The following is a 20,613-nucleotide window of genomic DNA, read 5'->3' on the forward strand; positions in this document are numbered from 1 at the left end:
AGACGTCAGTTCACTTTCCGCAAATTCGAGCGCTCGGATTTGCCCGGCAGTGAGCGAACGTGCATGCGAGCCATGGGTGCTCCGCCCGTCCGGGCACGGGCCCGCGATGAGGGCCGCGGGGGCGTATGCGCGAGCGGAGGCGACGGAAGCAGGATGGGCACTGCACCGCGACCATGGCAGCGAACGCTGTCCAACCTCTCGGTAACGAGCAAGGTCGGCATCGTACTGCTGCTACCGGTCATCCTGGCCTCGGTCTTCGCGGTGCTGCGCATCAAGGACGAGCTGGGCACCATCGCACAGCTCAACGCGGCCGCCCAGCAAGCACAGATCATCCGGCCGGTGCTGGACTACGGTTCGGCCGCCGACGATCTCGCCGTCGCGGCCGGCACGGGGGGCACCGGCGATCGGGCCCTGGACCAGGTCTCCGCGCGCTTCGACCAGGCCGCGGCGAATCTGCAATCGGCGCTGGAGCTCTCGCAGGTCGACCAGCAGGTGAGCACGGAGGTCACCGACGCGCTGTCGGCGGGCCGCAGCCTGCGCAACAGCCTGCACGGCAGCTCGCCGCTGGTGATCGGCAACCAGTCCGACGAGGTCGCCACGCACATCAGCAACGCACTCTCGACGCTCACCACGCCCCAGGAGACGGTCCTGGAGCGGTACTACACACAGCTGGGCGATCTCACCATCGCGCGCCGGATGTTCCTGCAGCAGCAGCTGCTCATCGGCAGCGGCGAGATCAGCAACAATCCGGCCATGCTGGCGCAGGCCCTCACGGCCACCGGCGCCGAGCTCACCATGATCAATCAGTACGCGGTGGTGCAGCCCATCTCGGCGTACAAGCCCGACGTGCTGCTGGGGGCGCAGCAGGCCCGCCTGCACGCGTTGAGCCAGAACAACGCCGAGCCGATGTCGCTGCCGGGAGTCGGTGATTCGCTGAAGCTGAGCACCGCGACCTACACCGACGCCACCGGTCATCTGGTCCAGCTGATCAATTCGGGCCTGTCCCAGACCTCGATCGCCGCCCGCAGCACCGTGCTGCGCGACGTGGCGTCCGTGGTCGTGACGCTGCTCGCGGGCCTGGCGCTGGCGCTGGCGGTGGCGCGCTCGCTGGTCGTCCCGGTGCGCCGGCTCCGGCGCGGCGCGCTGCAGGTGGCCCACATCGACCTGCCCGCCGAGCTCGCGGTGGTGCGCGAGGGCGGCGCGACACCCGAGATTCTCCCGGTCGACGTGCAGACCACCGAGGAGATCGGCCAGCTGGCCCGCGCGGTCGACGACATGCACCGCCAGGCGCTGCACCTGGCCGCCGACCAGGCGCGGCTGCGACTGCTGATCAGCAGCATGTTCGAGACCCTGTCCCGGCGCAGCCAGTCCCTGGTCGAGCAGCAGCTGACGCTGATCGAGGACCTCGAGCGGGACGAGGACAATCCGGGACGGCTGCAGAGCCTGTTCCGCCTGGACCACCTGGCCACCCGCATGCGCCGCAACGGCGACAACCTGCTGGTGCTCGCGGGCACCGCGCTGCGCCGCGGCCACCTGCCCCCGGTGCCGCTGTCGGACATGCTGTGGAGTGCGGTGTCCCAGGTGGAGGACTATCAGCGGGTCGAGATCGGCGCGGTGCCCGACGGCATCGTGGCCGGCGAGCCCGCGGTCGATGTCGAACATCTGCTGGCCGAGCTGATCGACAACTCGCTGCGCTATTCCCCGCCCAGCACGCCGGTGGCGGTCTCTGTGAACCCGGCCTCGGAGGGCGGCTATCTGATCGAGATCACCGATCGCGGCCTGGGCATGTCCGGCGAGGATCTGCGCTCGATCAACGACCGGCTGGCCTCCGGCGGCGAGGTGACCGTCGAAACCGCCCGCCGCATGGGCCTTTTCGTGGTCGGACGGCTGGCCAAGCGGCACACCGTCACGGTGAGCCTGCGGCGCACGTCCACGATGGCGCAGCAGCCGGGCATCACCGCCGCGGTGCACCTGCCCGCCTCCCTGGTCACCTCGGGACCGCAGTCCGAGAGCGCGGGACCGCAGGGCGCCCCGTTCCCGGCCGCGGCGCCGGGCCGGTCCCTGTCGGTGGCTGCCGACCCGGACGCACCGGAGCCCGGCTCGCTGTTCGCCACGCCCGGAGCCGGACTGCCGCTGCGCCGGCCGGGACGATCCTCGGTATCCGCGGCGCCGCCGATCCCCGAGCCCGCCCTCGGCGCCCCGGAACCGGTGCGGGACGGCGTGATCGGCTTCCGCCCGTTCGACGAGGCGCGCGAGGACGACGACGAGTCCGCCGAAACATCCTGGGGCGACACCGAATCCGAGACCGAGCACTGGGCACAGGTGGACGAGCCCACGGCGCGGAGCCTGGCCCGCCCGGCCACCACCTCGTGGCGCATTCCCGAATCCGATCCGTCCATCGACTCCTGGCCGACATCGCAACTGTCCCAGCCGATTCGGCGCCGCGACCCGGCGGAACCGGAAGCTCCGCAGGAGAGCCGGCCCGCGGAATCGGTTCCGGTGCAGGCGGATATACCGGAACACACGATGTCCTGGTCGACGGACGCGGCCGATCTGTGGGCCCAGACCGCCACGCTGCCCGTGCAGCAGCCCGCCCCGCGCGAGACCGTCACCGAATCGCCGATCTATCAGCGGATGGTCTCGGAATGGTTGGTCGAGCCGTCGGCGAGCGAGCCGGTCGAGGCCTGGTCCTCCCCCGCCGACGACGGCTGGGCGGCGGCCGCGGAGGCCAGCCGCCCGACCACGGTCCACCGCACCACGGGCGGCCTGCCGATCCGTGCCCCGGGCGCGCAGCTGGTTCCCGGCAGCTTGCCCCCGGCCGCCGAATCCGCTGCCCCGGATCCGGAGGAGATCCGCAACAACCTGTCCAGGCATCTGAGCGGGGTGCGCAGCGGACGAGCCAATACGTCGTACACGGATGAAAACGGGTACAACGGAACTCGGTCCGGCGGCGCGGCCCAGTATCAAGACGCGCAGTACACAGACGGAGGACATGTATGACCGATACCGAGCAGCCCCCCACCGACGAAAACCTGAACTGGCTGGTCACTCGCTTCACCCGCGAGGTACCGGGCGTTTCGCATGCGGTGCTGGTATCGGCCGACGGCCTGCTGCAGGCCACGAGCCCGCATCTGCCCTCGGATCGCGCCGAACAGCTGTCCGCGGTGACCGCAGGACTGGCGAGCCTGTCCTCGGGTGCGGCTCAGCTGTTCGAGGGCGGCAAAGTGATGCAGTCGGTCGTCGATATGCAGCGGGGCTATCTACTGGTCATGAGTGTGGGCAACGGGTCGCACCTGGCGGTGCTGGCCAACAAGCAGCACGACATCGGCCGGATCGGTTACGAGATGGCACTTCTGGTCGACCGGGTCGGTGCGGTCGTGCAGGCCACCGCCCGGTCGGCGGCGGTCTGACCAGGACCGGTCCGAGCCGATGCCCAGTTCCTCCGGAGCCGACCCCCGGCCAACCACCCGAGTACGCCCCTACGCGCTGACCGCGGGGCGCACCGAACCCGCGGTCGACCTCCCGCTGGAGGCGGTCGTGGAGACCCTCCCCTACGCGAGCCGATTCGATTGGCCCGCAGGCGATGTCCGCACCGATATCCTCCGCCTGGGTGGCGGGCGGCTGTCGGTGGCGGAGATCGCCGCCCACCTCCAGCGCCCGCTGGGAATGGTCCGTGTCGTCATCGGCGATCTGGTTGTGGCCGGTACGCTGCGGGTGCACACCACACTCAGCGACAACGCCACCTTCGACGAACGCCGCTCGCTCATGGAGAGGACCCTGCGTGGACTCCGCGCTCTCTGACGCCACGCTCACCGCGCCCGAAAGCCGAACCGCCTCGACAAAGATCGTGGTGGCCGGTGGATTCGGCGCTGGCAAGACGACCTTTGTCGGCGCGGTCTCGGAGATCGTGCCGCTACGCACCGAGGCGATGGTCACCGGATATTCCGACGGCGTAGACGATCTGACGGGCGTTCCGAACAAGGAAACCACCACGGTCGCCATGGATTTCGGGCGCATCATCCTGCCCGGCAATCTGACGCTGTACCTGTTCGGCACGCCCGGCCAGCGCCGGTTCTGGTTCATGTGGGACGACCTGGTCCGCGGCGCGATCGGCGCGGTGGTGCTGCTGGACACCCGCCGGATCGAGGACAGCTTCGCGGTCGTCGACTTCTTCGAGGCGCGCGAGCTGCCGTTCCTGGTGGCGGTCAATCGTTTTCCCGACTCGCCGCAATTTCCGGCCGCGGAGTTGCGCGAGGCGCTGTCGATCCGCGAGGGTGTGCCGATCGTCGATATCGACGCCCGCGACCCGGCACAGGTGCGCCAGTCGCTGGCGGCGGTCACCGAGTACGCGATCGCGCGCCTGACCGGAGGCCCGCAGCCCGCGACGGCCGCCCAGCGCTGAGTTCGGCGCCGCGACAACGCGGCAACAAGGTACCAACCAGATTCATTCAGCCAGGCGGGCAGGCATATTACCGGAGCCTGCGGTGAAATCCGGCTACCAACAGGGAAATCGGCGGTACCGGTCGCGATCTCGTCTGCCCAGCAACGATATAGGGCTGCCGGAGCGATCCCGAGATCGTTCCGTCCCGGCCGCAGAGTTGCCGACCCGTAATGAAATTCACGGCCCCGCGGCGAATCATCCTGTCCGACCGTGACATAGAAATACCGGCGGGTGGGAACACAGAACCCGAACAAATACGATCCCAGGGGGAACCCGTGCAGTACTTCACCATGGGCACCTGGGTGCTCGGCCTGTCGCTCGGTGTGGCGGTGGCCGGCGCCCTGGTGGGCCTGATCTGCATCCGGCAGTCCACGCTGTCGGTGACCGCGAAATTCCGCCTGGTGTGGCTGACCGCCGCCGCGGTCTGCATCGGCGCGATCGGCACGCATCTGGGCACGTCCGTCACGCTGCTGGGCGTCGGAGTGGGCGGCGGCACAGTCCATTACGACCTGCTGCGCCGGGCGGTGGCCCTGATCCTGGTGCCCGTAGCGGTGCTGGCCGCGCTGCTCATCGTCGGACGGAACCCACAGCTGCCGCGGCTGGCGGTCGGCGCGCTGGTCATGGGCCTGAGCCTGGGTGCGGGGAACTACTTCGTACTGAGTGCGCTGGAGGTCCAGGGCACCGTCTCGATCAGCCCGGCAATCATCGCCGGGGTCACCGTGCTGTCGGTGGTGGTCGCGTTCGGCCTGCTCTACGCGATGCGGTTGCGAGCGACGGTCGCGCTGCTCGGGGTGGCGATGCTGTACGCGGCCGCGATCGTGGGCATGCACTATCTGGCCCTGTCCGGGCTGCAGGTACATCTCGACCCGGCCATGCCGTCGCCCGGTGGACAGGACCTGTTCACGGTCTTCATCCCGGTCTTCGCGATCGGTGTGATGTCGCTGGCGATCCCGATCACCGCGGTCCTGGTCGCCCCCGACCGCGCCGGGCGTCTGCAGCCCGAGCCCAGAAAGCCCCGGCAGCGCCGCCCGCGCCCGACGCGCCCGACCCGCCCCGCGGGCACGCGCCGCCGGGAACCGGTCGGATAGTTCCCGCGCAACGGTGCGCCACATGCTTCGGGCCGGATCACCACACGGGTGATCCGGCCCGAATTCTATTGTGTCCCAGGTAATTCACCGGGGACGCTGCCGTCCGGCAGGGCTCAGTCTAGACGTCGCCCTGGGCGTGCAGGGTGTTGTACATCTGCACACCGCTCGCAATGCCGACCACGGTGCCCAGGGTCGCGCCACCGACGATGGCGCCGACGCCGCCGATGGTGGAGGCGCCCAGCAGGCAGCCGCCGACGATGCCGAGCGGGGTGCCGATCACGGTGACCGCGGTCAGGGCGCCGCCGGTGAGGGCGCCGACCGGGCAGCCGATGAGGGCGCCGCCCACGCCGCCGACCATGCCGCCGACACCGGTGGCCAGGCCGAACTGGGTGGCCGCGACACCGAGAGCCGAGTTGAAGTCGGCCGTCGGGTCGTGCGGGGCGGGGGCGTCGACCGGCTTGATCGCCGCGTCCGCCGGGTGGGTGGTGATCGGGTCGACGGGGGCGGACGCCGCCTCGGCCGCGGGCAGGGCGGCCTTCGGCGTGGCGGCGAAGGACTGCTGGCCGTACACCGTCTTACCGGCGGCGTCGGCGACCTGGATCTGGCCACCCTGGGTGGTCAGCTTGCCGAACGGGGTGTTCAGCGCGGTGGAGGCGTCGGCGGTATTGCTGTTGTACTGGACACCCGGCGCGATCGCCAGGCTCAGGGCGTGCGGATCCACGACGGGAGCCGCAGCGCCGGGGGTGGCGGCCGAGGCGGTGCCGGTGGCGAGCGCAACGGCGGCGGTCGTCGCGAGCGTCGCGAGCGACACAGCGTACGTCATCTTCTTCATACGAACCCCATCAGATTCTCAGTTGATGCGCTCACTCCAGGAAGCGCAGAGCCATAAATTTCGAGCCCTTACAGAGACTCGCCCGTGCAGATTACGGATCGGTAACAAACCCCGTCAATAACCCGACAAAAATATTCCCTTCATGTTAAAAGCGTGCAAATTTGGACAAAGACGCGGTGGGGCGAACGTTTCGGCGAACTCTCAGCGCGCGCATATGTGACGGCGGTTACTCCGGAAATCCGTCACCGGCAGCACAACTGCGTGCCGAGCTCTCTCGCGCCGTCCACGCCGCCGGCGGTCACGCGGTTCTCCCGGGTGGGCCACGGTGGGCGGGTTCGCGATTAGGGTTGGGTCCATGCAATTCGCCCCGGACGATGCCGGCCACGGGGAGGCGGCGCCCGCATCCACCGACCTCGAGGCCATCCTGCGCGATATCCAGATCCAGTTGCGGGGGCCGGAGCTGTCCGGCTGGCCGCAACTGGGCTCCGACACCGGAGAGCGGCACCGGACAGTAGTGGAGGCCTTGGCGGCAGCACTGACGCAGATCGCCGAATTGCGTACGGAAATAGGCGATCTGGAGGCAACTGTCGCCGACCTGGAGCACCAGGTGCGGGACCTGTCGCCGCACCGCCTGCCGTGGCCGCTCTCGTTGGCCGAAGGGGCGCTGCTACTGCTGGGCGAGCAGGTGGCGCGGCTGGAATCGCTGCTGCCGGACCTGCAGGGCCGCGAGCCCGACCGCCCCTGAAGTGGCGATGAGCGGGTTCCCGGACTTGCAGTGGGAACCCGCCCTCCCGGATGAGATTACCGGCACGAGGGCACGAATACATCACTTCGCGCGGACTTTTTCGCACTCAATAACCAACTCCCAGTGCGCAGTTCATCTTTCAGCTACCTTCTCGCGATCCGATCCGGCCACACTTCCCCAGCTCGGACGCCGCGCGGCATTTGCCAACTCGTCGCCGAATCCAGACAAATGTCTCGCGAGTGGATGACCAAATCCCCTACCGAACGAGGCGCATCGCACGGCTCACAGCCGGGCCGGATCGATCACTCCCCGCCGCACCGCGGCCACGAGGCGCCGCGGCACCCGGTAGACCACGCCGCCGACGGTGACCGGAACCAGCTCGGGCGGCGTCGCCTTCCAATTCGCCCGCCGGCTACGGGTATTCGATCGGGACATGCGCCGCTTGGGAACGGCCATCAGCGTGCCTCGCCTTCGGACTCGGCGGCCTGCGCGGCGCCGGGACGCGCGCGCCTGCCGTATTTGCGTTCGAACTTCTCCACCCGCCCGGCGGTATCCAGCACGCGGTGCGCGCCGGTCCAGAACGGATGGGAATCGCTCGTGACATCGACGGTGATCAGTGGATAGCTGTTGCCATCGGTCCACTCGGCCGTGCGTGTGCAGGTCGCGGTGGATCGAGTGAGGAAGCGCTTGCCGGTGCTGACGTCCTCGAAGATCACCGGATGGTAATCGGGGTGGATACCCGCCTTCATGGATCTGCCTTTCTACTCGTGCGTGTCGTGCGGCAGCGCGGCCTCGGTCGCGCCCTCGGATTCGGTTGTGTCGCAGGGATCCCGGTGCCATTCGCCGAAGGGGTCCTCCCACTGCGCGACGAGTCCGGGCGCGGTGCGCAGCTGGCGCAGCTCGTCCTCGTCGACCAGCGCCCAGTGCAGGGCGTGCCGGATCTCGTCCGGATCGGCCGCGCAGATCAGAATCGTCAGCGAGACGTCGCGATCGCCGAAGTGCTCGTCCCAGCGCAGCGCGGCCAGCGCGCGGCGATCCGGATCCGCGGCCGCGAACTCCGCCGGGCTCATGGCGGCCAGCCAGGGGCCCGCGCCGCCTACCCGCAGGCCACCGCCCGCGGACTCCAGCCACACCACTTCCTCGGGCTGGGTGGCCAGCCATACCCGGCCCCGGGCGGTGACCACGCCGTCGAACAGCACATCCAGCGCCTCGTGCAGGCGCACCGGATGGAAGGGGCGGGAGGCGGCGAATTCGACCAGCTGCACACCGTATTCGGCCTGCAGCGGCGGACGCCCGCGCAGCAGCGGTGCGTGCGCATCGAAGATCCGGCCGCGCCGGGCGTCGGCGGGCAGGCGGGCGAGCAGGCCCTCGACGCGTGCGCGGTCCAGACCGGCGGGGCCGTCCAGCCACTCGGCCGGGGCCAGCGGGACCAGGCGGTCCAGGATCGCCGCCAGGCGCGCCCGGTCGCCACCGCCGAGCGCATCGGGCGCGAAAACCAGGACGGCGTCGGCGAATTCGACCTGCCCCACGGCCACCTGCGCGACCGTGCGCTCGTCGTCGGCGGCCGCGAGACCCCGGTCCGCGAGGGTGTCCTCGCCGAGGATGTCGACCGGCCACGCCTGCGCGTCCAGCCCGGTGATCACCGCCCCGATGCGCACGTTGCGCCCCGCCGGCCCGTCCACACGACCGGCGACGCCGACCACCGGGACGTGCTCGATCGCGTGGCACACCGCCTCCGCCTCGAACCTGGGATCCAGAGCGATCACGATGCGCCGCACCGAATCTCGCGTCGCAAGCAGGCACAGCAGCGGCAGCAGGTCGGCACGCAGCGTGCAGGAGACGCAGCCGTGCGCCAGTTCGTGCACGGTCGTCACGGCGCGGTGCGCGAAGAGATCGTTCCCGCGCGCCCCGGGGCCCGGCTCCGTGAACCCGGCACCGTTGTCCGTGAACCCGGCACTGCCGTCCGTCGGGCCGGCGCGCTGCGGGCCGAGATCAACGGGTGTGCCGTACCAGACGGTCCGGCGCACGATGCCCTCGTTCAGGGCCGTCAGGTCGTGCCGGACGACGACGGTGCCGGGCGTGTCCAGCATCGTGCGCGCGACCCGATCCATGCCGTCGTGCACCGAGCCGCCCAGCCCGGCCTGGACGGACGCACCGGCCAGCAACACCACGGGCGTGCGGCGGTCGGGAGCTGACACCACCGGAACCCCTTTCGACAATCATTTTCATTTACCGGGGGCTCACGCTACAGTGTTCGACGGCCGTTGTCGAAAACGGTTTTCATCTTCAACTCAGGAGGATTCGGTGTCGGCACACTGTCAGGTCACCGGGCGCCGTCCCGGATTCGGCAAGTCCGTCTCGCATTCACACCAGCGCACGAACCGGCGCTGGGACCCCAACATCCAGCGCAAGACCTACTACCTGCCCAGCGAGGACCGCCGCATCCGGCTCACCGTGTCGGCCAAGGGCATCAAGGTCATCGACCGCGACGGCATCGAGGCGGTCGTCGCCCGGCTGCGCGCCCGCGGCGAAAAGATCTGAGGGAGCTGACCGATGGCATCGAAGTCGACCGACATCCGCCCGATCATCAAGCTGCGGTCCACCGCGGGTACCGGGTACACCTATGTCACCCGCAAGAACCGCCGCAACGATCCGGACCGCATGGTGCTACGCAAGTACGACCCCGTCGTGCGCCGCCACGTGGATTTCCGGGAGGAGCGCTGATGACCGCGCGGCCGGGACCGAAACCGGGCCAGCGACGCAAAAGGCCGGCGGCACAAGAGAACACGCGGGAGCACTGATGGCCAAGAAATCCAAGATCGCACGCAACGAGCGGCGCCGGATCATCGCCGCGCGGCATGCCGAACGGCGTGCCGAACTGAAGGAGGCCGCGCGCCGAGCCGCGGCCGCCGGCGCGCCGGACGCGGCCGAACTGTATGCCGCCCTACAGCGCCTGCCCCGCGATGCCAGTCCGGTACGATTGCGCAATCGGGATGCTACGGATGGCCGACCCCGTGGATATCTGCGGAAATTCGGACTTTCCCGAGTACGCGTGCGCGAAATGGCCCACCGCGGAGAGCTGCCCGGTGTGCACAAATCGAGTTGGTAGACACCCGGATCTCGTGAGCGAGTAAGGAACCCCGGCATGAGCGGTCAGGGCTCGGAGGCGGCAACTTGCGTACCCACGTAGAGATCAGAGCTCATGCCGAGAAAGGATGCTGATATGGCAGTCAAGCGAGCACCGTCCAAGAAGATCAGGGCCGAGCAGGCGCGGCGGCCGAAGAAGAACCCCCTGATTTCCGCCGGCGTCGAGGTGGTCGACTACAAGGATGTGAACCTGTTGCGCACGTTCATCTCCGACCGCGGCAAGATCCGCAGCCGCCGCGTCACCGGGCTCACCCCGCAGCAGCAGCGTCAGGTCGCCATCGCGGTGAAGAACGCGCGCGAGATGGCGCTGCTCCCCTTCACCAGCCGGTAGCGGCCGCACGCGAAGAGCCCCGGCGCCGATCAGCGGCGCCAGGGCTCTTGCGTTGTATACCAGAGGTTTTCGCGAATTACGGGATGGTCAGCACCTGACCCACGTTGACCGCGTCGGGGTTGTCGATGCCACTGGCCATGGCGATATCCATGTACCGGTTGCCGTCGCCGTAGAAGCGTTCGGCGATCGCCCACAGCGTGTCGCCCGCCGCGACCGTGTAGGTCTGCGCAGCCGGCGCCCCCACGTTCATCCGCTCGGCGGCCGCGATCGGGGTGTCGGTAAAGGTGTCCGACGCCCACAGCGGGCTACCGTCCCTGCCGAACAACACCACGTTGCGGTCCGCCTGCACAACCAGGCGATGCGCGTCCATGCCGTTGGTACCCGTGGCCCATGCCGCGCCATCATCCTTGTACACCACGAAATTGCCGTCGTCCTGCAAGACGGCACGAACAACACCCTGGTCGTGCGTATTGGTCGCCCACACCACGCCACCAGGTTCGGACAGCACCAGATTGCCGTCGTTCTGCAGGGTCAGCGTGTATGCACCACCCCGCAGGGACTGGCCCAGACCGAGTTCATCGCCTACGTGCAACGTATCGCCCACGGGAACTTCCTTTCGGGATTCGAGGAAGTGCTTCGTCGGTTGATCAATGGCGCAGATTGGATTTGCTCATCGTTTGCCGACGATACTGCGTGGTAGTCCGCACCGGACGAATTAGGGCGCATTCGTTATACCCCCCGCCACCCCGCCGACTCCGCAAGCTCCGTCGGCTCACCATCCCGCTGCATTTACCCACCCCGCCGACTCCGCAAGCTCCGTCGGCTCACCATCCCCGTAGGGTGTGGCGTCATGAACGGGATTTCGGGACCCCGCCGGGCCGGTGTGGCCGCCGCGGCGCTGCTGGCCCTGCTGGCCGCGGGCTGTGGACAGGCGAACCACGGTGACACGCAGGCGAATACGACCACTGGTGCCGCGGACGCGACGTCGTCGGGCCCGAGTGCGCCCACCGAGCAGAACCCGCCGAATCCCGGGCGCACCTTCACCGCGAGTCCGGCGATCGTCGGCGCGTCGCCGATCCCCTTCGACAGCTGGAGCCGGATCGCCCCCGATCGGATCGCGGTGAATTTCCAGATCGGCTCGCCGGACTGCTACGGCGTCGACGCCACCACCACCGAGACCGGCAGCACGGTCACGGTCGCCCTGCGGTCGGGCAAGCTGCCGGCGGCGATGGGACGGATGTGCACAATGATCGCGGTATTCGGCACGCTCGATATTCCACTGCAGCAACCCTTGGGCAATCGAAAGGTGCTCAGTGCCACGTAGATTCGCCGCATCATGTGACCTCGATCACAATAGCCCTGGAGCTGGCCTTATAGCGTCACGATCTGAAGCGGGCGCAATTCGGAAGTGATAGGTTCCCTGCATTAGAGGGGGAACACAGGCCGATTCCCGGCGCTCGCCGGGATGACGAAACCCGGTATTCGGGATGTCCAATGCCCGAGGACCGGACGATAGAGGCTCTGCGCGGGAACCGCAGCTCCGCGCAGAGCCTCTACTACATTCTCCGGTTGTTCTCGCTCAGTGCGCGAAATGCCGTGCGCCGGTGAGGTACATCGTCACCCCGGCCTCCCGGCAGGCGTCGATCGTCAGCTGATCGCGCACCGAACCGCCCGGCTGCACAATGGCCTTCACCCCGGCCGCGATCAACTGCTGCGGCCCGTCCGGGAACGGGAAGTAGGCGTCCGAGGCCGCGACCGAGCCCTTGGCCCGATCCTGCGCACGCAGCACCGCCAGGTGCACCGCGTCGACCCGGTTGACCTGCCCCATGCCGACGCCGACCGAGGCGCCGTCGTGGGCGAGCAGAATCGCGTTCGACTTCACCGCACGGCAAGAGCGCCAGGCGAATTCGAGATCGGCCAGCGTCGCGGCATCGGCCGCCTCGCCGGAGACCAGGGTCCAGTTGGCCGGATCGTCGCCCTCGGCATCGATGATGTCGCGCTGCTGCAGCAGGGCGCCGCCGCTGATAGGGCGCAGCTCGGCGCCGCCGCGGGTGGGCCGGTCGGCAACCAGGATGCGCACATTCTTCTTGCGCTGCAACACATCCACCGCGCCGTCGGCGTAGCCGGGGGCGACGATCACCTCGGTGAAGATCTCCGCGACCTGCTCGGCCATCTCGACGGTGATCTCCCGGTTGGCCGCGATCACGCCGCCGAACGCACTGACCGGATCACAGGCGTGCGCCTTGCGGTGCGCCTCGGCGATGTCGGCGCCGACTGCGATGCCACAGGGATTGGCGTGCTTGACCACGGCCACCGCGGGGGCGGTGTGATCCCACGCCGCGCGCCAGGCCGCATCGGCGTCGGTGTAGTTGTTGTACGACATCTCCTTGCCGTGCAACTGCTTTGCCTGTGCCAGCCCCGGCTGGCCGCCGTTGCTCGCGTACAGCGCGGCGGCCTGGTGCGGGTTCTCGCCGTAGCGCAGCACGGCCTGCCGGGCCCAGGTGCCGCCCAGCCACTCCGGAAAGTTCAGCGCCGCTTCGCCTTCCGGCGCACCGGAATCAACCAGGACGTTGGTCATCCAGCTCGCCACCGCCACGTCGTAGCTTGCGGTGTGCTGGAAGGCCTTGGCCGCCAGCGCCGTTCGCTCGGCGAGGGTGAACCCGCCGGACTTCGCCGCGGCCAGCACGCTGTCGTAGTCGCCCGTATCGACCACCACGGCCACCGAGGGATGGTTCTTGGCCGCGGCGCGCACCATCGAGGGGCCGCCGATATCGATCTGCTCCACGCATTCGTCGGGGCTCGCGCCGCTCGCGACGGTCTCGGTGAACGGGTACAGGTTCACCACCACCAGCTGAAAGGCATCCACGCCCAGCTCGACCAGCTGATCCGCGTGCTCCTGCTTGCGCAGGTCGGCCAGGATGCCGGCGTGCACGCGCGGGTGCAGCGTCTTCACCCGGCCGTCGAGGGTCTCCGGGAATCCCGTCAGATCCTCGACCTTCGTGACCGGGATGCCCGCATCAGCGATGCGCGCCGCGGTCGACCCGGTCGACACCAGCTCCACGCCCGCGGCGTGCAGCCCCGTGGCCAGCTCGACGAGCCCGGACTTGTCGTACACGCTCACCAGCGCCCGGCTGATCGGCTTGCGCTCAGTCACCGTACAACTCGCTCATTCTGGGATAACTGCCTTTCGTCCATCGGAGACAATGCCTCGCGCCGCGACGGCCGCGACGACCTGCGCCAGCAACCGCCGTTCGACAACCTTGATCCGCTCGTGCAGGGTGTCCTCATCATCGCCGGGCAGCACCGCGACCGCCTCCTGCGCCAGGATCGGCCCGGTGTCCACGCCCGCGTCCACCAGATGCACGGTCGAGCCCGTCACCCGCACCCCGTAGTCGAGCGCGTCACGCACCCCGTGCGCACCCGGGAACGAGGGCAGCAGGGCGGGGTGGGTGTTGATGATCCGGCCGCCGAACCGCGCCAGAAAGACCGGGCCGAGAATCTTCATGAACCCCGCCGACACCACCAGATCCGGCTCGTACGCCGCGACCGCGGCCGTCAGCGCGGCATCCCAGGCGGCGCGATCGGGGTGGTCGCCCAGCGCGACCCGGAAGTGCTCGATACCGGCGGCATCCGCGTGATCGGTTGCCGCACAGACCCGGTCGACACCGACGGCGGCCACCCGTGCCGGATACCCCGGCTCGGCGGTCGCCGCGATCAGCGAACGCAGCAGCGACCCGGTGCCCGAGGCGAGCACGACAATAGTTGATCGCGGCGCTTCCGAGGGCGCCGAGCTCACCCACCCCGCCGGCTCCGCAAGCTCCGTCGGCCCAGCGTCCCCTACGTGGTTACGCAAGCCGCCTCCTTCGGGCCCGCCGGTGCGGGCCGCGGGTTCGCGGGCACGGCCGCGGGCACCAACTGGGCGGGCGGGGTCGTCAGCGCTCTACTCCCTGTGCGTCGGGACTGCAGGATTGCGGCGGATGCGAGGACCGCCGCCCTAGAGCCTAACGACCTCCCACCTCACCACCTTCCGGCAGGTCCGCCTCCACCACTTCGGCGTCGGAAATCGCTTCGGTCCAGCAGCGCCCGTGCCGCTCGCGAGCGTGGCCGACCCCGCAACTCACGGTTCGCCGCAATACCGCAACCCGACGATCGGCCAGCCTCACCACAGTCCGCCAGATCCGCCGCAACCCAACGACGGTCCGCCTCACCGCTGCCCGGCGGGTCGGGTTGATCGACTGTCCCGACCCACCCCGGTGGCGAGAATGTCGACACCTAACGACCCTCCGCCTCACCACGGCCCTGAGGGTCGGTCTCGACCACTTCGGCGTCGAGAATGTCGTCGGTCTCGTTGGCTCTGCCGCCGACCCTATGACGAGTGCCGAGGGCGGGCTGTTCCTCGACGAGTTCGCCATCGATCGTGGCGGGGTCGGAGGCGTTGTGTGGGTCGTAATCGTCGTAGCCGTAATCGTCGTCAGCGTAAGGACGGTCGGGGTCGGCGTAATCGTCGTCGTAGCCCTCGTCGGTGTCCGCATACTCGTCGTCGGCGTAGTCGTACTCGTCGTCGTATTCGTCTTCCGCGTACTCGTCTTCCGCGTAGTCGCGGTCGTAATCGTCGTCGTATTCGTCGACGTTGTCCGAGTATTCGCCGACCCGCCGACCGCCCACCGGTGCGGGCAGGAACCACCGCGTGCACAGCAGGCCGACATATCCGGGGATCGCCAGCCACAGCAGGGTCAGCCCGGCGAAGGTGAACATGCCGGGCCCGATGTCGCCGAAGGAGCCGACCGTGCCGCCGGCGATCCCCCCGGCCACCAGCATCGCCAGCGCGGTCAGGCCCGCGGCGCTCAGCGTTGCCCACGGGCGGCGGGCCTGGTCGCCGGACTCGCGGGCGCACTCCATGCCGGCGAGCACACCGACGGCGGCGGGTGCCAGCAGCAGCACCGGCCACCACACAGCGGCCGGACCGGCGGGCACCGCGGCCAGCACCGGCAGTGCCGGCACCGGCGCGCTGGCGATGGAGAACACGCTCAGCCCGCCCGCGCCGATGTGCACGTCGGCGCCGACCAGCACGGCCGCCGCGCCGATCACCGTGTTCGGCAGATAGGCCAGCGACAGCAGCGTCAGGCCGAACACGCCGCCGATATTGCCCGCCGCGCGGTAGGTGTCGCCGATTCGGGACCAGTGCACCAGGAACGAGACCACGGTGACCAGCAGTCCGCCCAGCAGCAGGCGCCGCACCGTGCGCCGGGCCGCCCGGGCCGCGGGCGCGGCCCACGGCGGGAGTTCCGCCAGCAACCGGTCCCGCAGTGGATTCGGGCGGCTCGCGATACCGGCGACGGCGGCCAGCAGATGCAGCCCGACCACCCACGCGAAGGCGGCCAAGGCCTGCGGCGGCTGCAGCGCGACGACCGACGACGCATCGTCGGCCACGGCCAGGCACACCGCGGTGACCAGCAGCGGACCCGACAGTGCGGCGCCCAGAATCCAGCCCAGATCCGTACCCGAGGAGTCGGATTCGACCGCGCGGGCGCAGTCGCGGGCGGTCAGCCACAGCACCAGCCCCGTGGGCGCCAGCGGCAGCAGGCTCAGTGTGGTCTTGCCGACAACGAGCGGAACCTGGTGCACCGCAAGCCAACCCGCGGCAATCGCGCCCGAGGCCCCGGTCATGGTGCTGTTGGCGGCGAGCAGCGTGAGAATCACCAGCGCCACGATGATCACGACAGTGAAACTGGTCGCCCGGGCCGCGACGATGAGCAGCACCCGGGCGCGCTCGGGGCTCGGCGAGAGGAAGAGGTTGTCCTCGGGCCCGGGATCGTGGTCCGGATCGACCTGCGGCGACCGCGCGTTGCGGGGATCCCAGCGGATCGGAGATGCCTTCACGATCTCGCTCCCCCGTCGTTCGGATGGCCCGGCCGGAGGTGACGCTCGACCGGCCCGCCGGGCTTTGCCGGGATACGGCCTGATACACGCTGGTGACGCTCGCCCACGACACCCCAGCGTGGCACCTTCCGCCGCGGCGGGGAGTCAGGCGCGCCGTATGGGGAACGCCCGACTCACCGACGGATTTCGGCGACCTGGGATTACTTGTCGTCCTCGCCCGGACGGAATGCCCGAGTGGCATCCGCGGCCGGGTTGGAGGTCTGCTCCTCGCCGAACGGATTGGCGGGCTTGGGCGTTGCCGCCGGGGCGGACGGATTCGCGGAGCTCGCGCCCTGCTGGCCGTAGCTGGGCGAACCGTATTGCTGCTGCGCGCCGCCGCCGATGTGCTGCGTGGCACCCGCGTCGCCGGGCGCATCCGAGGTACCCGGGCGCTGCTGCGCGCCGTACCCTGGCTGCGCACCGTACTGCTGCCCGTAGCCGGACTGGCCGTACGGCGACTGCGCCTGCTGCCCGTACTGCGGATACTGCTGGCCGGACTGGCCGTAAGGCGACGGGGCCTGCGGGTTCTGACCGTAGGAGGGCTGCTGGCCGTACTGCCCGTACGCGGCGGGCTGACTCGGCTGGCTCTGGGAGTAGGGCTGCTGGCCGTAGCCACCCTGAGTGCCGTAGCCGCCCTGCGGGGGCGCCTGCGGCGCGGCCGGTTTCGGCTCGGGCACCGCCACGAACCCGCTCTCGAACAGCACCGACGCCACCGCCGCCGCGGCCTGCACCAGCCCCAGGAAGACGACCACCCAGGTACCCCATGCGGCGCTGTATCCGTCGGGCATGGTGAACGAGACGAATAACAGTCCCAGGAAACCGGCCGCCGACGCGGCCGCCGAGGCACCGAGCCAATTCTGTTTCGGCAGTAGCGAAATGGCCGCCAGCAGACCACCGGCCAGCAGCACGATCAGCGGCGCCGCGCCACCCGGGAAGGCGAAGAAGGTCCGGGTGACCTCCTGGGTGTGCACACCCATGCCGACGTCCTGGCTGTTCTCGGTGATGTGGGGCGTGAAGCCCAGAAAGAAGTTGATGACGCCCAGTACCGCGACACCGACCGTGAGATAGAGCGGCAGGCCCGCGCCGTTCGAGGACCCGGCGAGGGCGGACGGCCCCGAGGCACTCGATCCCGGGGTGCCTGCCGCGGCACCGGTGGAGCTACCCGGTTGCGGGGGGAAGCTTGGTGCGGAGGAGGGCGTCGCGGGCTGGTTGTACCCGGAGCCCCCGGACGGGTAGGACATGTTGTCGTCTCCTTGTCGGATCCTTCGTCTTCACAACTGGATGCCCTCCTGACGCTACTGCACCAGAGCGCCCGGGTCACTGCCAACGCATACCGCTCGGTGTGCGCGATACACCAGGTGAACGGCCCGGATCCTGCGGCACACACCGGAAAGGCCGAAGGCCGCCTTCCCAATTCGGAAGGCGGCCTTCAGCAGAGATATCCCGATCCTGCACTCGCCGAAGCTGTGCCCACGCAACAACTGATCTCGTAAGCACACGGGTAACTCACCGGGGACGGGCCCACCAGGAGTGGGCCGTCAACCGCCGGCCCGACAAGCAAATCTCGCGGCACGCAGCGGCACGCTGAAATCTCGGAGAGGCGGGACAGCCGAGCTCAGGCGGTGATGCTGGCCTTCTCCAGGATCTCGCGGGCCAGCGCGGCGGTCTCGGACGGCGTCTTGCCGACCTTCACGCCCGCGGCCTCCAGCGCTTCCTTCTTCGCCGCGGCGGTACCGGCCGAACCGGACACGATCGCGCCCGCGTGGCCCATGGTCTTGCCCTCGGGCGCGGTGAAGCCCGCGACGTAGCCGACGACCGGCTTGGTCACGTTGGCCTTGATGTAGGCCGCGGCGCGCTCCTCGGCGTCGCCGCCGATCTCGCCGATCATCACGATGACCTTGGTCTCCGGGTCCTTCTCGAACGCCTCGATGGCGTCGATGTGGGTGGTGCCGATGACCGGGTCGCCGCCGATGCCGATGGCGGTGGAGAAGCCGAAATCGCGCAGCTCGTACATCATCTGGTAGGTCAGCGTGCCGGACTTGGAGACCAGTCCGATCGGGCCCTTGCCGGTGATGTTGTTCGGTGTGATGCCGACCAGCGACTCGCCCGGGGTGATGATGCCGGGGCAGTTCGGGCCGATGATGCGGGTCTTGGCGCCCTTGTCCACGTTGTAGGCCCACGCGTAGGCGCTGTCCTGCACCGGGATGCCCTCGGTGATGACGACCAGCAGCGGGATCTCGGCGTCGATGGCCTCGATGATGGCGTCCTTGGAGAACGCCGGGGGCACGAACGCGATCGAGACGTCCGCGCCGGTCTTCTCCATCGCCTCGGCGACGGTCGCGAACACCGGCAGCTCGACGGGGTTGCCGTCCTTGTCGGTGTGCTTGACGGTGGTCCCGGCCTTGCGCGCGTTGACGCCGCCGAGGACCTTGGTGCCGGCCTTGAGCATCAGCGCGGTGTGCTTGGTGCCCTCGCCGCCGGTGATGCCCTGGACGATGACCTTGGAATCCTTGTTGAGGAAGATAGACATTGCCCTGCTTTTCCTTACTTGGCCGCGGCCAGTTCGGCGGCCTTGTCGGCGCCCTCGTCCATTGTCTGCGCCAGCGTCACCAGCGGGTGGTTCGCCTCGACGAGGATCTGGCGGCCCTCGTCGACCTTGTTGCCGTCCAGGCGCACGACCAGCGGCTTGTTGGCCTCGCTGCCCAGGATCTCCAGTGCCTTGACGATGCCGTTGGCCACCGCGTCACAGGCGGTGATGCCACCGAAGACGTTCACGAACACGCTCTTGACCTGTGCGTCGTTCAGGATGACGTCCAGGCCGTTGGCCATCACCTCGGCCGAGGCGCCGCCGCCGATGTCCAGGAAGTTCGCGGGCTTGACACCGTCGTGGTTCTCACCGGCGTAGGCGACCACGTCCAGGGTCGACATGACCAGGCCCGCGCCGTTGCCGATGATGCCGACCTGGCCGTCGAGCTTGACGTAGTTGAGGTCGTGCTGCTTGGCCTTGAGCTCGAGCGGGTCGGTCGCGTCCTTGTCGGCGAACTCCGCGTGCTCCTGGTGGCGGAACTCGGCGTTCTCGTCGAGGGTGACCTTGCCGTCGAGGGCCAGGATCTCGTTCTCGGGGGTGCGGACCAGCGGGTTCACCTCGACCAGGGTGGCGTCCTCACCGATGAACACCTCCCACAGCTTCTGGATGGTGACCGCGGCGGTGTCCAGGATGTCGGCGGGCAGGTGGCCCTGCTCGGCGATCGAGCGGGCGAAGGCCAGGTCGACGCCCTTGACCGCGTCGACGGGCACCTTGGCCAGGCGGTCGGGCTTGGTGGCGGCGACCTCTTCGATCTCCATGCCGCCCTCGACCGAGCACATCGCCAGGTAGGTGCGGTTGGACCGGTCCAGCAGGAAGGAGATGTAGTACTCCTCCGCGATGTCCTTGGCCTCGGCCACCAGGATCTTCTTGGTGATGTGCCCCTTGATGTCCAGACCCAGGATGTTCTGGGCGTGGGTGAAGGCGTCCTCGGGGGTCGCGGCGTACTTCACGCCACCGGCCTTGCCGCGGCCGCCGACCTTGACCTGGGACTTGATCATGACCGGCTTACCGATTTCGGTCGCGATCGCACGCGCATCCTCGGCCGAGTCCGTGACCCGGCCTTCCGACGAGGGCACTCCGTGCTTCACGAAGAGCTCCTTCGCCTGATATTCGAAGAGATCCATGTACTCACCGTCTCGTCTGCGTTGTGGTGACAACGACTTGGTTGGTGGCCCGTCGTACCTGGGCGGGTCGGATCGGACTCTAATCACTGACAGCGACGGGAAATCAGCCGCATACAGCCTAAGTGGCGCAGGTCACGGGCTCGCATCCGGGAGGAAAAACGCCTGGCCACACCTACTCACGGGTAGCTTGTCGGCCGGACATCGAAAGTTCACATATTCCCGCAATTTAGTGTGATCAATCTCACATGTGCAGCGGGATCACCTGCACCGCTTGCCGGGTCGAAATCGTTTCGTTACCGTCAATGAGGTCGATGTCACAACACGGTCACGAGACCGCGTGAATGCGGAGACCGCAGGCGGTAGCCTGGCGTATCCCATACGGGGATGGCACTGGAGTTC

The 20,613-nt window shown here is 68.9% G+C and carries 22 protein-coding genes; 11 read left to right on the forward strand and 11 right to left on the reverse strand.

Annotation, left to right across the window (positions count from 1 at the left end):
- Window positions 1–153 precede the first annotated feature (153 nt).
- The 5 genes from ABH933_RS18055 to ABH933_RS18075 all read left to right on the forward strand — a co-directional run bounded on the left by ABH933_RS18055 (window position 154) and on the right by ABH933_RS18075 (window position 5,529).
- Window positions 154–3,000: an ATP-binding protein gene (locus ABH933_RS18055; RefSeq protein ID WP_429420488.1), complete on the forward strand. Its 2,847-nt coding sequence runs from the start codon at window positions 154–156 to the stop codon at window positions 2,998–3,000.
- The gene (locus ABH933_RS18060) at window positions 2,997–3,410 is read left to right on the forward strand and encodes a roadblock/LC7 domain-containing protein (protein ID WP_215916352.1); all 414 of its coding nucleotides are present in this window, start codon (window positions 2,997–2,999) and stop codon (window positions 3,408–3,410) included. The genes ABH933_RS18055 and ABH933_RS18060 overlap by 4 nt, the downstream gene beginning before the upstream one ends.
- A 19-nt stretch (window positions 3,411–3,429) precedes the next feature.
- Entirely contained in the window at window positions 3,430–3,801 is a 372-nt protein-coding gene (locus ABH933_RS18065; protein WP_429420486.1) for a DUF742 domain-containing protein, read from the forward strand.
- Window positions 3,782–4,402, forward strand: coding sequence for a GTP-binding protein (locus tag ABH933_RS18070; protein WP_429420484.1), 621 nt, complete (start codon window positions 3,782–3,784; stop codon window positions 4,400–4,402). The genes ABH933_RS18065 and ABH933_RS18070 overlap by 20 nt, the downstream gene beginning before the upstream one ends.
- A 314-nt stretch (window positions 4,403–4,716) precedes the next feature.
- Complete coding sequence (locus tag ABH933_RS18075) at window positions 4,717–5,529, forward strand: MHYT domain-containing protein (protein ID WP_429420482.1); 813 nt, start codon at window positions 4,717–4,719, stop codon at window positions 5,527–5,529.
- 118 nt (window positions 5,530–5,647) lie between these two features.
- Here the strand turns inward: ABH933_RS18075 and ABH933_RS18080 are convergent, their stop codons facing one another.
- Complete coding sequence (locus tag ABH933_RS18080) at window positions 5,648–6,352, reverse strand: hypothetical protein (RefSeq protein WP_429420481.1); 705 nt, start codon at window positions 6,350–6,352, stop codon at window positions 5,648–5,650.
- A 364-nt stretch (window positions 6,353–6,716) separates the two neighbouring features.
- On the opposite strand from ABH933_RS18080, the gene ABH933_RS18085 reads away from it, so the two are divergent.
- Entirely contained in the window at window positions 6,717–7,106 is a 390-nt protein-coding gene (locus ABH933_RS18085; protein ID WP_429420479.1) for a hypothetical protein, read from the forward strand.
- A 282-nt stretch (window positions 7,107–7,388) separates the two neighbouring features.
- Here ABH933_RS18085 and rpmF read toward each other — a convergent pair whose 3' ends face one another.
- From rpmF to mrf, 3 genes are read right to left on the reverse strand one after another with little or no spacing between them, the layout of a single operon-like run.
- On the reverse strand, window positions 7,389–7,562 hold the full coding sequence (rpmF, locus tag ABH933_RS18090; protein ID WP_215916346.1) for a 50S ribosomal protein L32: 174 nt from the start codon (window positions 7,560–7,562) through the stop codon (window positions 7,389–7,391).
- Complete coding sequence (locus ABH933_RS18095; RefSeq protein ID WP_429420476.1) at window positions 7,562–7,855, reverse strand: type B 50S ribosomal protein L31; 294 nt, start codon at window positions 7,853–7,855, stop codon at window positions 7,562–7,564. The genes rpmF and ABH933_RS18095 overlap by 1 nt, the downstream gene beginning before the upstream one ends.
- A 12-nt stretch (window positions 7,856–7,867) precedes the next feature.
- Complete coding sequence (mrf, locus tag ABH933_RS18100; protein ID WP_429420474.1) at window positions 7,868–9,307, reverse strand: ribosome hibernation factor-recruiting GTPase MRF; 1,440 nt, start codon at window positions 9,305–9,307, stop codon at window positions 7,868–7,870.
- A 103-nt stretch (window positions 9,308–9,410) separates the two neighbouring features.
- Between mrf and rpmB the strand changes: the two genes are divergently transcribed.
- The 4 genes from rpmB (at window position 9,411) to rpsR (ending at window position 10,584) form a co-directional block, all read left to right on the forward strand.
- Entirely contained in the window at window positions 9,411–9,647 is a 237-nt protein-coding gene (rpmB, locus tag ABH933_RS18105; RefSeq protein WP_215916344.1) for a 50S ribosomal protein L28, read from the forward strand.
- 12 nt (window positions 9,648–9,659) lie between these two features.
- Complete coding sequence (gene rpmG, locus ABH933_RS18110; protein WP_215916343.1) at window positions 9,660–9,830, forward strand: 50S ribosomal protein L33; 171 nt, start codon at window positions 9,660–9,662, stop codon at window positions 9,828–9,830.
- Between the two features lie 76 nt (window positions 9,831–9,906).
- Window positions 9,907–10,215: a 30S ribosomal protein S14 gene (gene rpsN, locus ABH933_RS18115; RefSeq protein WP_429420471.1), complete on the forward strand. Its 309-nt coding sequence runs from the start codon at window positions 9,907–9,909 to the stop codon at window positions 10,213–10,215.
- A 114-nt stretch (window positions 10,216–10,329) separates the two neighbouring features.
- The gene (gene rpsR, locus ABH933_RS18120; protein WP_215916341.1) at window positions 10,330–10,584 is read left to right on the forward strand and encodes a 30S ribosomal protein S18; all 255 of its coding nucleotides are present in this window, start codon (window positions 10,330–10,332) and stop codon (window positions 10,582–10,584) included.
- Window positions 10,585–10,660: 76 nt separating this feature from the next.
- On the opposite strand, the gene ABH933_RS18125 is transcribed toward rpsR, so the two are convergent.
- The gene (locus tag ABH933_RS18125) at window positions 10,661–11,188 is read right to left on the reverse strand and encodes a LysM peptidoglycan-binding domain-containing protein (protein WP_429420468.1); all 528 of its coding nucleotides are present in this window, start codon (window positions 11,186–11,188) and stop codon (window positions 10,661–10,663) included.
- Window positions 11,189–11,434: 246 nt separating this feature from the next.
- On the opposite strand from ABH933_RS18125, the gene ABH933_RS18130 reads away from it, so the two are divergent.
- The gene (locus tag ABH933_RS18130) at window positions 11,435–11,908 is read left to right on the forward strand and encodes a hypothetical protein (RefSeq protein ID WP_429420466.1); all 474 of its coding nucleotides are present in this window, start codon (window positions 11,435–11,437) and stop codon (window positions 11,906–11,908) included.
- 255 nt (window positions 11,909–12,163) lie between these two features.
- On the opposite strand, the gene purH is transcribed toward ABH933_RS18130, so the two are convergent.
- The 6 genes from purH to sucC form a co-directional block, all read right to left on the reverse strand.
- A complete protein-coding gene (purH, locus tag ABH933_RS18135; protein ID WP_429420464.1) occupies window positions 12,164–13,738 on the reverse strand; it encodes a bifunctional phosphoribosylaminoimidazolecarboxamide formyltransferase/IMP cyclohydrolase in 1,575 nt (524 codons plus the stop codon).
- Window positions 13,739–13,750: 12 nt separating this feature from the next.
- On the reverse strand, window positions 13,751–14,380 hold the full coding sequence (purN, locus tag ABH933_RS18140) for a phosphoribosylglycinamide formyltransferase (protein ID WP_429420865.1): 630 nt from the start codon (window positions 14,378–14,380) through the stop codon (window positions 13,751–13,753).
- Window positions 14,381–14,856: 476 nt separating this feature from the next.
- Window positions 14,857–16,464: a cell division protein PerM gene (locus ABH933_RS18145; RefSeq protein ID WP_429420462.1), complete on the reverse strand. Its 1,608-nt coding sequence runs from the start codon at window positions 16,462–16,464 to the stop codon at window positions 14,857–14,859.
- Between the two features lie 200 nt (window positions 16,465–16,664).
- The gene (locus ABH933_RS18150; protein ID WP_429420460.1) at window positions 16,665–17,744 is read right to left on the reverse strand and encodes a DUF5336 domain-containing protein; all 1,080 of its coding nucleotides are present in this window, start codon (window positions 17,742–17,744) and stop codon (window positions 16,665–16,667) included.
- A 374-nt stretch (window positions 17,745–18,118) separates the two neighbouring features.
- Window positions 18,119–19,033 carry a succinate--CoA ligase subunit alpha gene (gene sucD, locus ABH933_RS18155; protein WP_215916336.1) on the reverse strand — a complete coding sequence of 305 codons (915 nt, stop codon included), beginning with the start codon at window positions 19,031–19,033 and terminating at the stop codon, window positions 18,119–18,121.
- Window positions 19,034–19,047: 14 nt separating this feature from the next.
- Entirely contained in the window at window positions 19,048–20,214 is a 1,167-nt protein-coding gene (gene sucC, locus ABH933_RS18160) for an ADP-forming succinate--CoA ligase subunit beta (protein WP_429420458.1), read from the reverse strand.
- Window positions 20,215–20,613: the final 399 nt, after the last annotated feature.

This window comes from Nocardia sp. GP40, assembly GCF_050434125.1.
GTDB lineage: Bacteria > Actinomycetota > Actinomycetes > Mycobacteriales > Mycobacteriaceae > Nocardia > Nocardia albiluteola.

Excerpts from the sequence above, each read along its gene's own strand:
- ABH933_RS18055 (WP_429420488.1), top strand. The coding sequence starts at position 154 with ATGGGCACTGCACCGCGACCATGGCAGCGAACGCTGTCCAACCTCTCG.
- ABH933_RS18060 (WP_215916352.1), top strand. The coding sequence starts at position 2,997 with ATGACCGATACCGAGCAGCCCCCCACCGACGAAAACCTGAACTGGCTG.
- ABH933_RS18065 (WP_429420486.1), top strand. The coding sequence starts at position 3,430 with ATGCCCAGTTCCTCCGGAGCCGACCCCCGGCCAACCACCCGAGTACGC.
- ABH933_RS18080 (WP_429420481.1), bottom strand. The coding sequence starts at position 6,352 with ATGACGTACGCTGTGTCGCTCGCGACGCTCGCGACGACCGCCGCCGTT.
- ABH933_RS18085 (WP_429420479.1), top strand. The coding sequence starts at position 6,717 with ATGCAATTCGCCCCGGACGATGCCGGCCACGGGGAGGCGGCGCCCGCA.
- rpmF (WP_215916346.1), bottom strand. The coding sequence starts at position 7,562 with ATGGCCGTTCCCAAGCGGCGCATGTCCCGATCGAATACCCGTAGCCGG.
- ABH933_RS18095 (WP_429420476.1), bottom strand. The coding sequence starts at position 7,855 with ATGAAGGCGGGTATCCACCCCGATTACCATCCGGTGATCTTCGAGGAC.
- rpmG (WP_215916343.1), top strand. The coding sequence starts at position 9,660 with ATGGCATCGAAGTCGACCGACATCCGCCCGATCATCAAGCTGCGGTCC.
- rpsN (WP_429420471.1), top strand. The coding sequence starts at position 9,907 with ATGGCCAAGAAATCCAAGATCGCACGCAACGAGCGGCGCCGGATCATC.
- rpsR (WP_215916341.1), top strand. The coding sequence starts at position 10,330 with ATGGCAGTCAAGCGAGCACCGTCCAAGAAGATCAGGGCCGAGCAGGCG.
- ABH933_RS18130 (WP_429420466.1), top strand. The coding sequence starts at position 11,435 with ATGAACGGGATTTCGGGACCCCGCCGGGCCGGTGTGGCCGCCGCGGCG.
- ABH933_RS18150 (WP_429420460.1), bottom strand. The coding sequence starts at position 17,744 with ATGTCCTACCCGTCCGGGGGCTCCGGGTACAACCAGCCCGCGACGCCC.
- sucD (WP_215916336.1), bottom strand. The coding sequence starts at position 19,033 with ATGTCTATCTTCCTCAACAAGGATTCCAAGGTCATCGTCCAGGGCATC.
- sucC (WP_429420458.1), bottom strand. The coding sequence starts at position 20,214 with ATGGATCTCTTCGAATATCAGGCGAAGGAGCTCTTCGTGAAGCACGGA.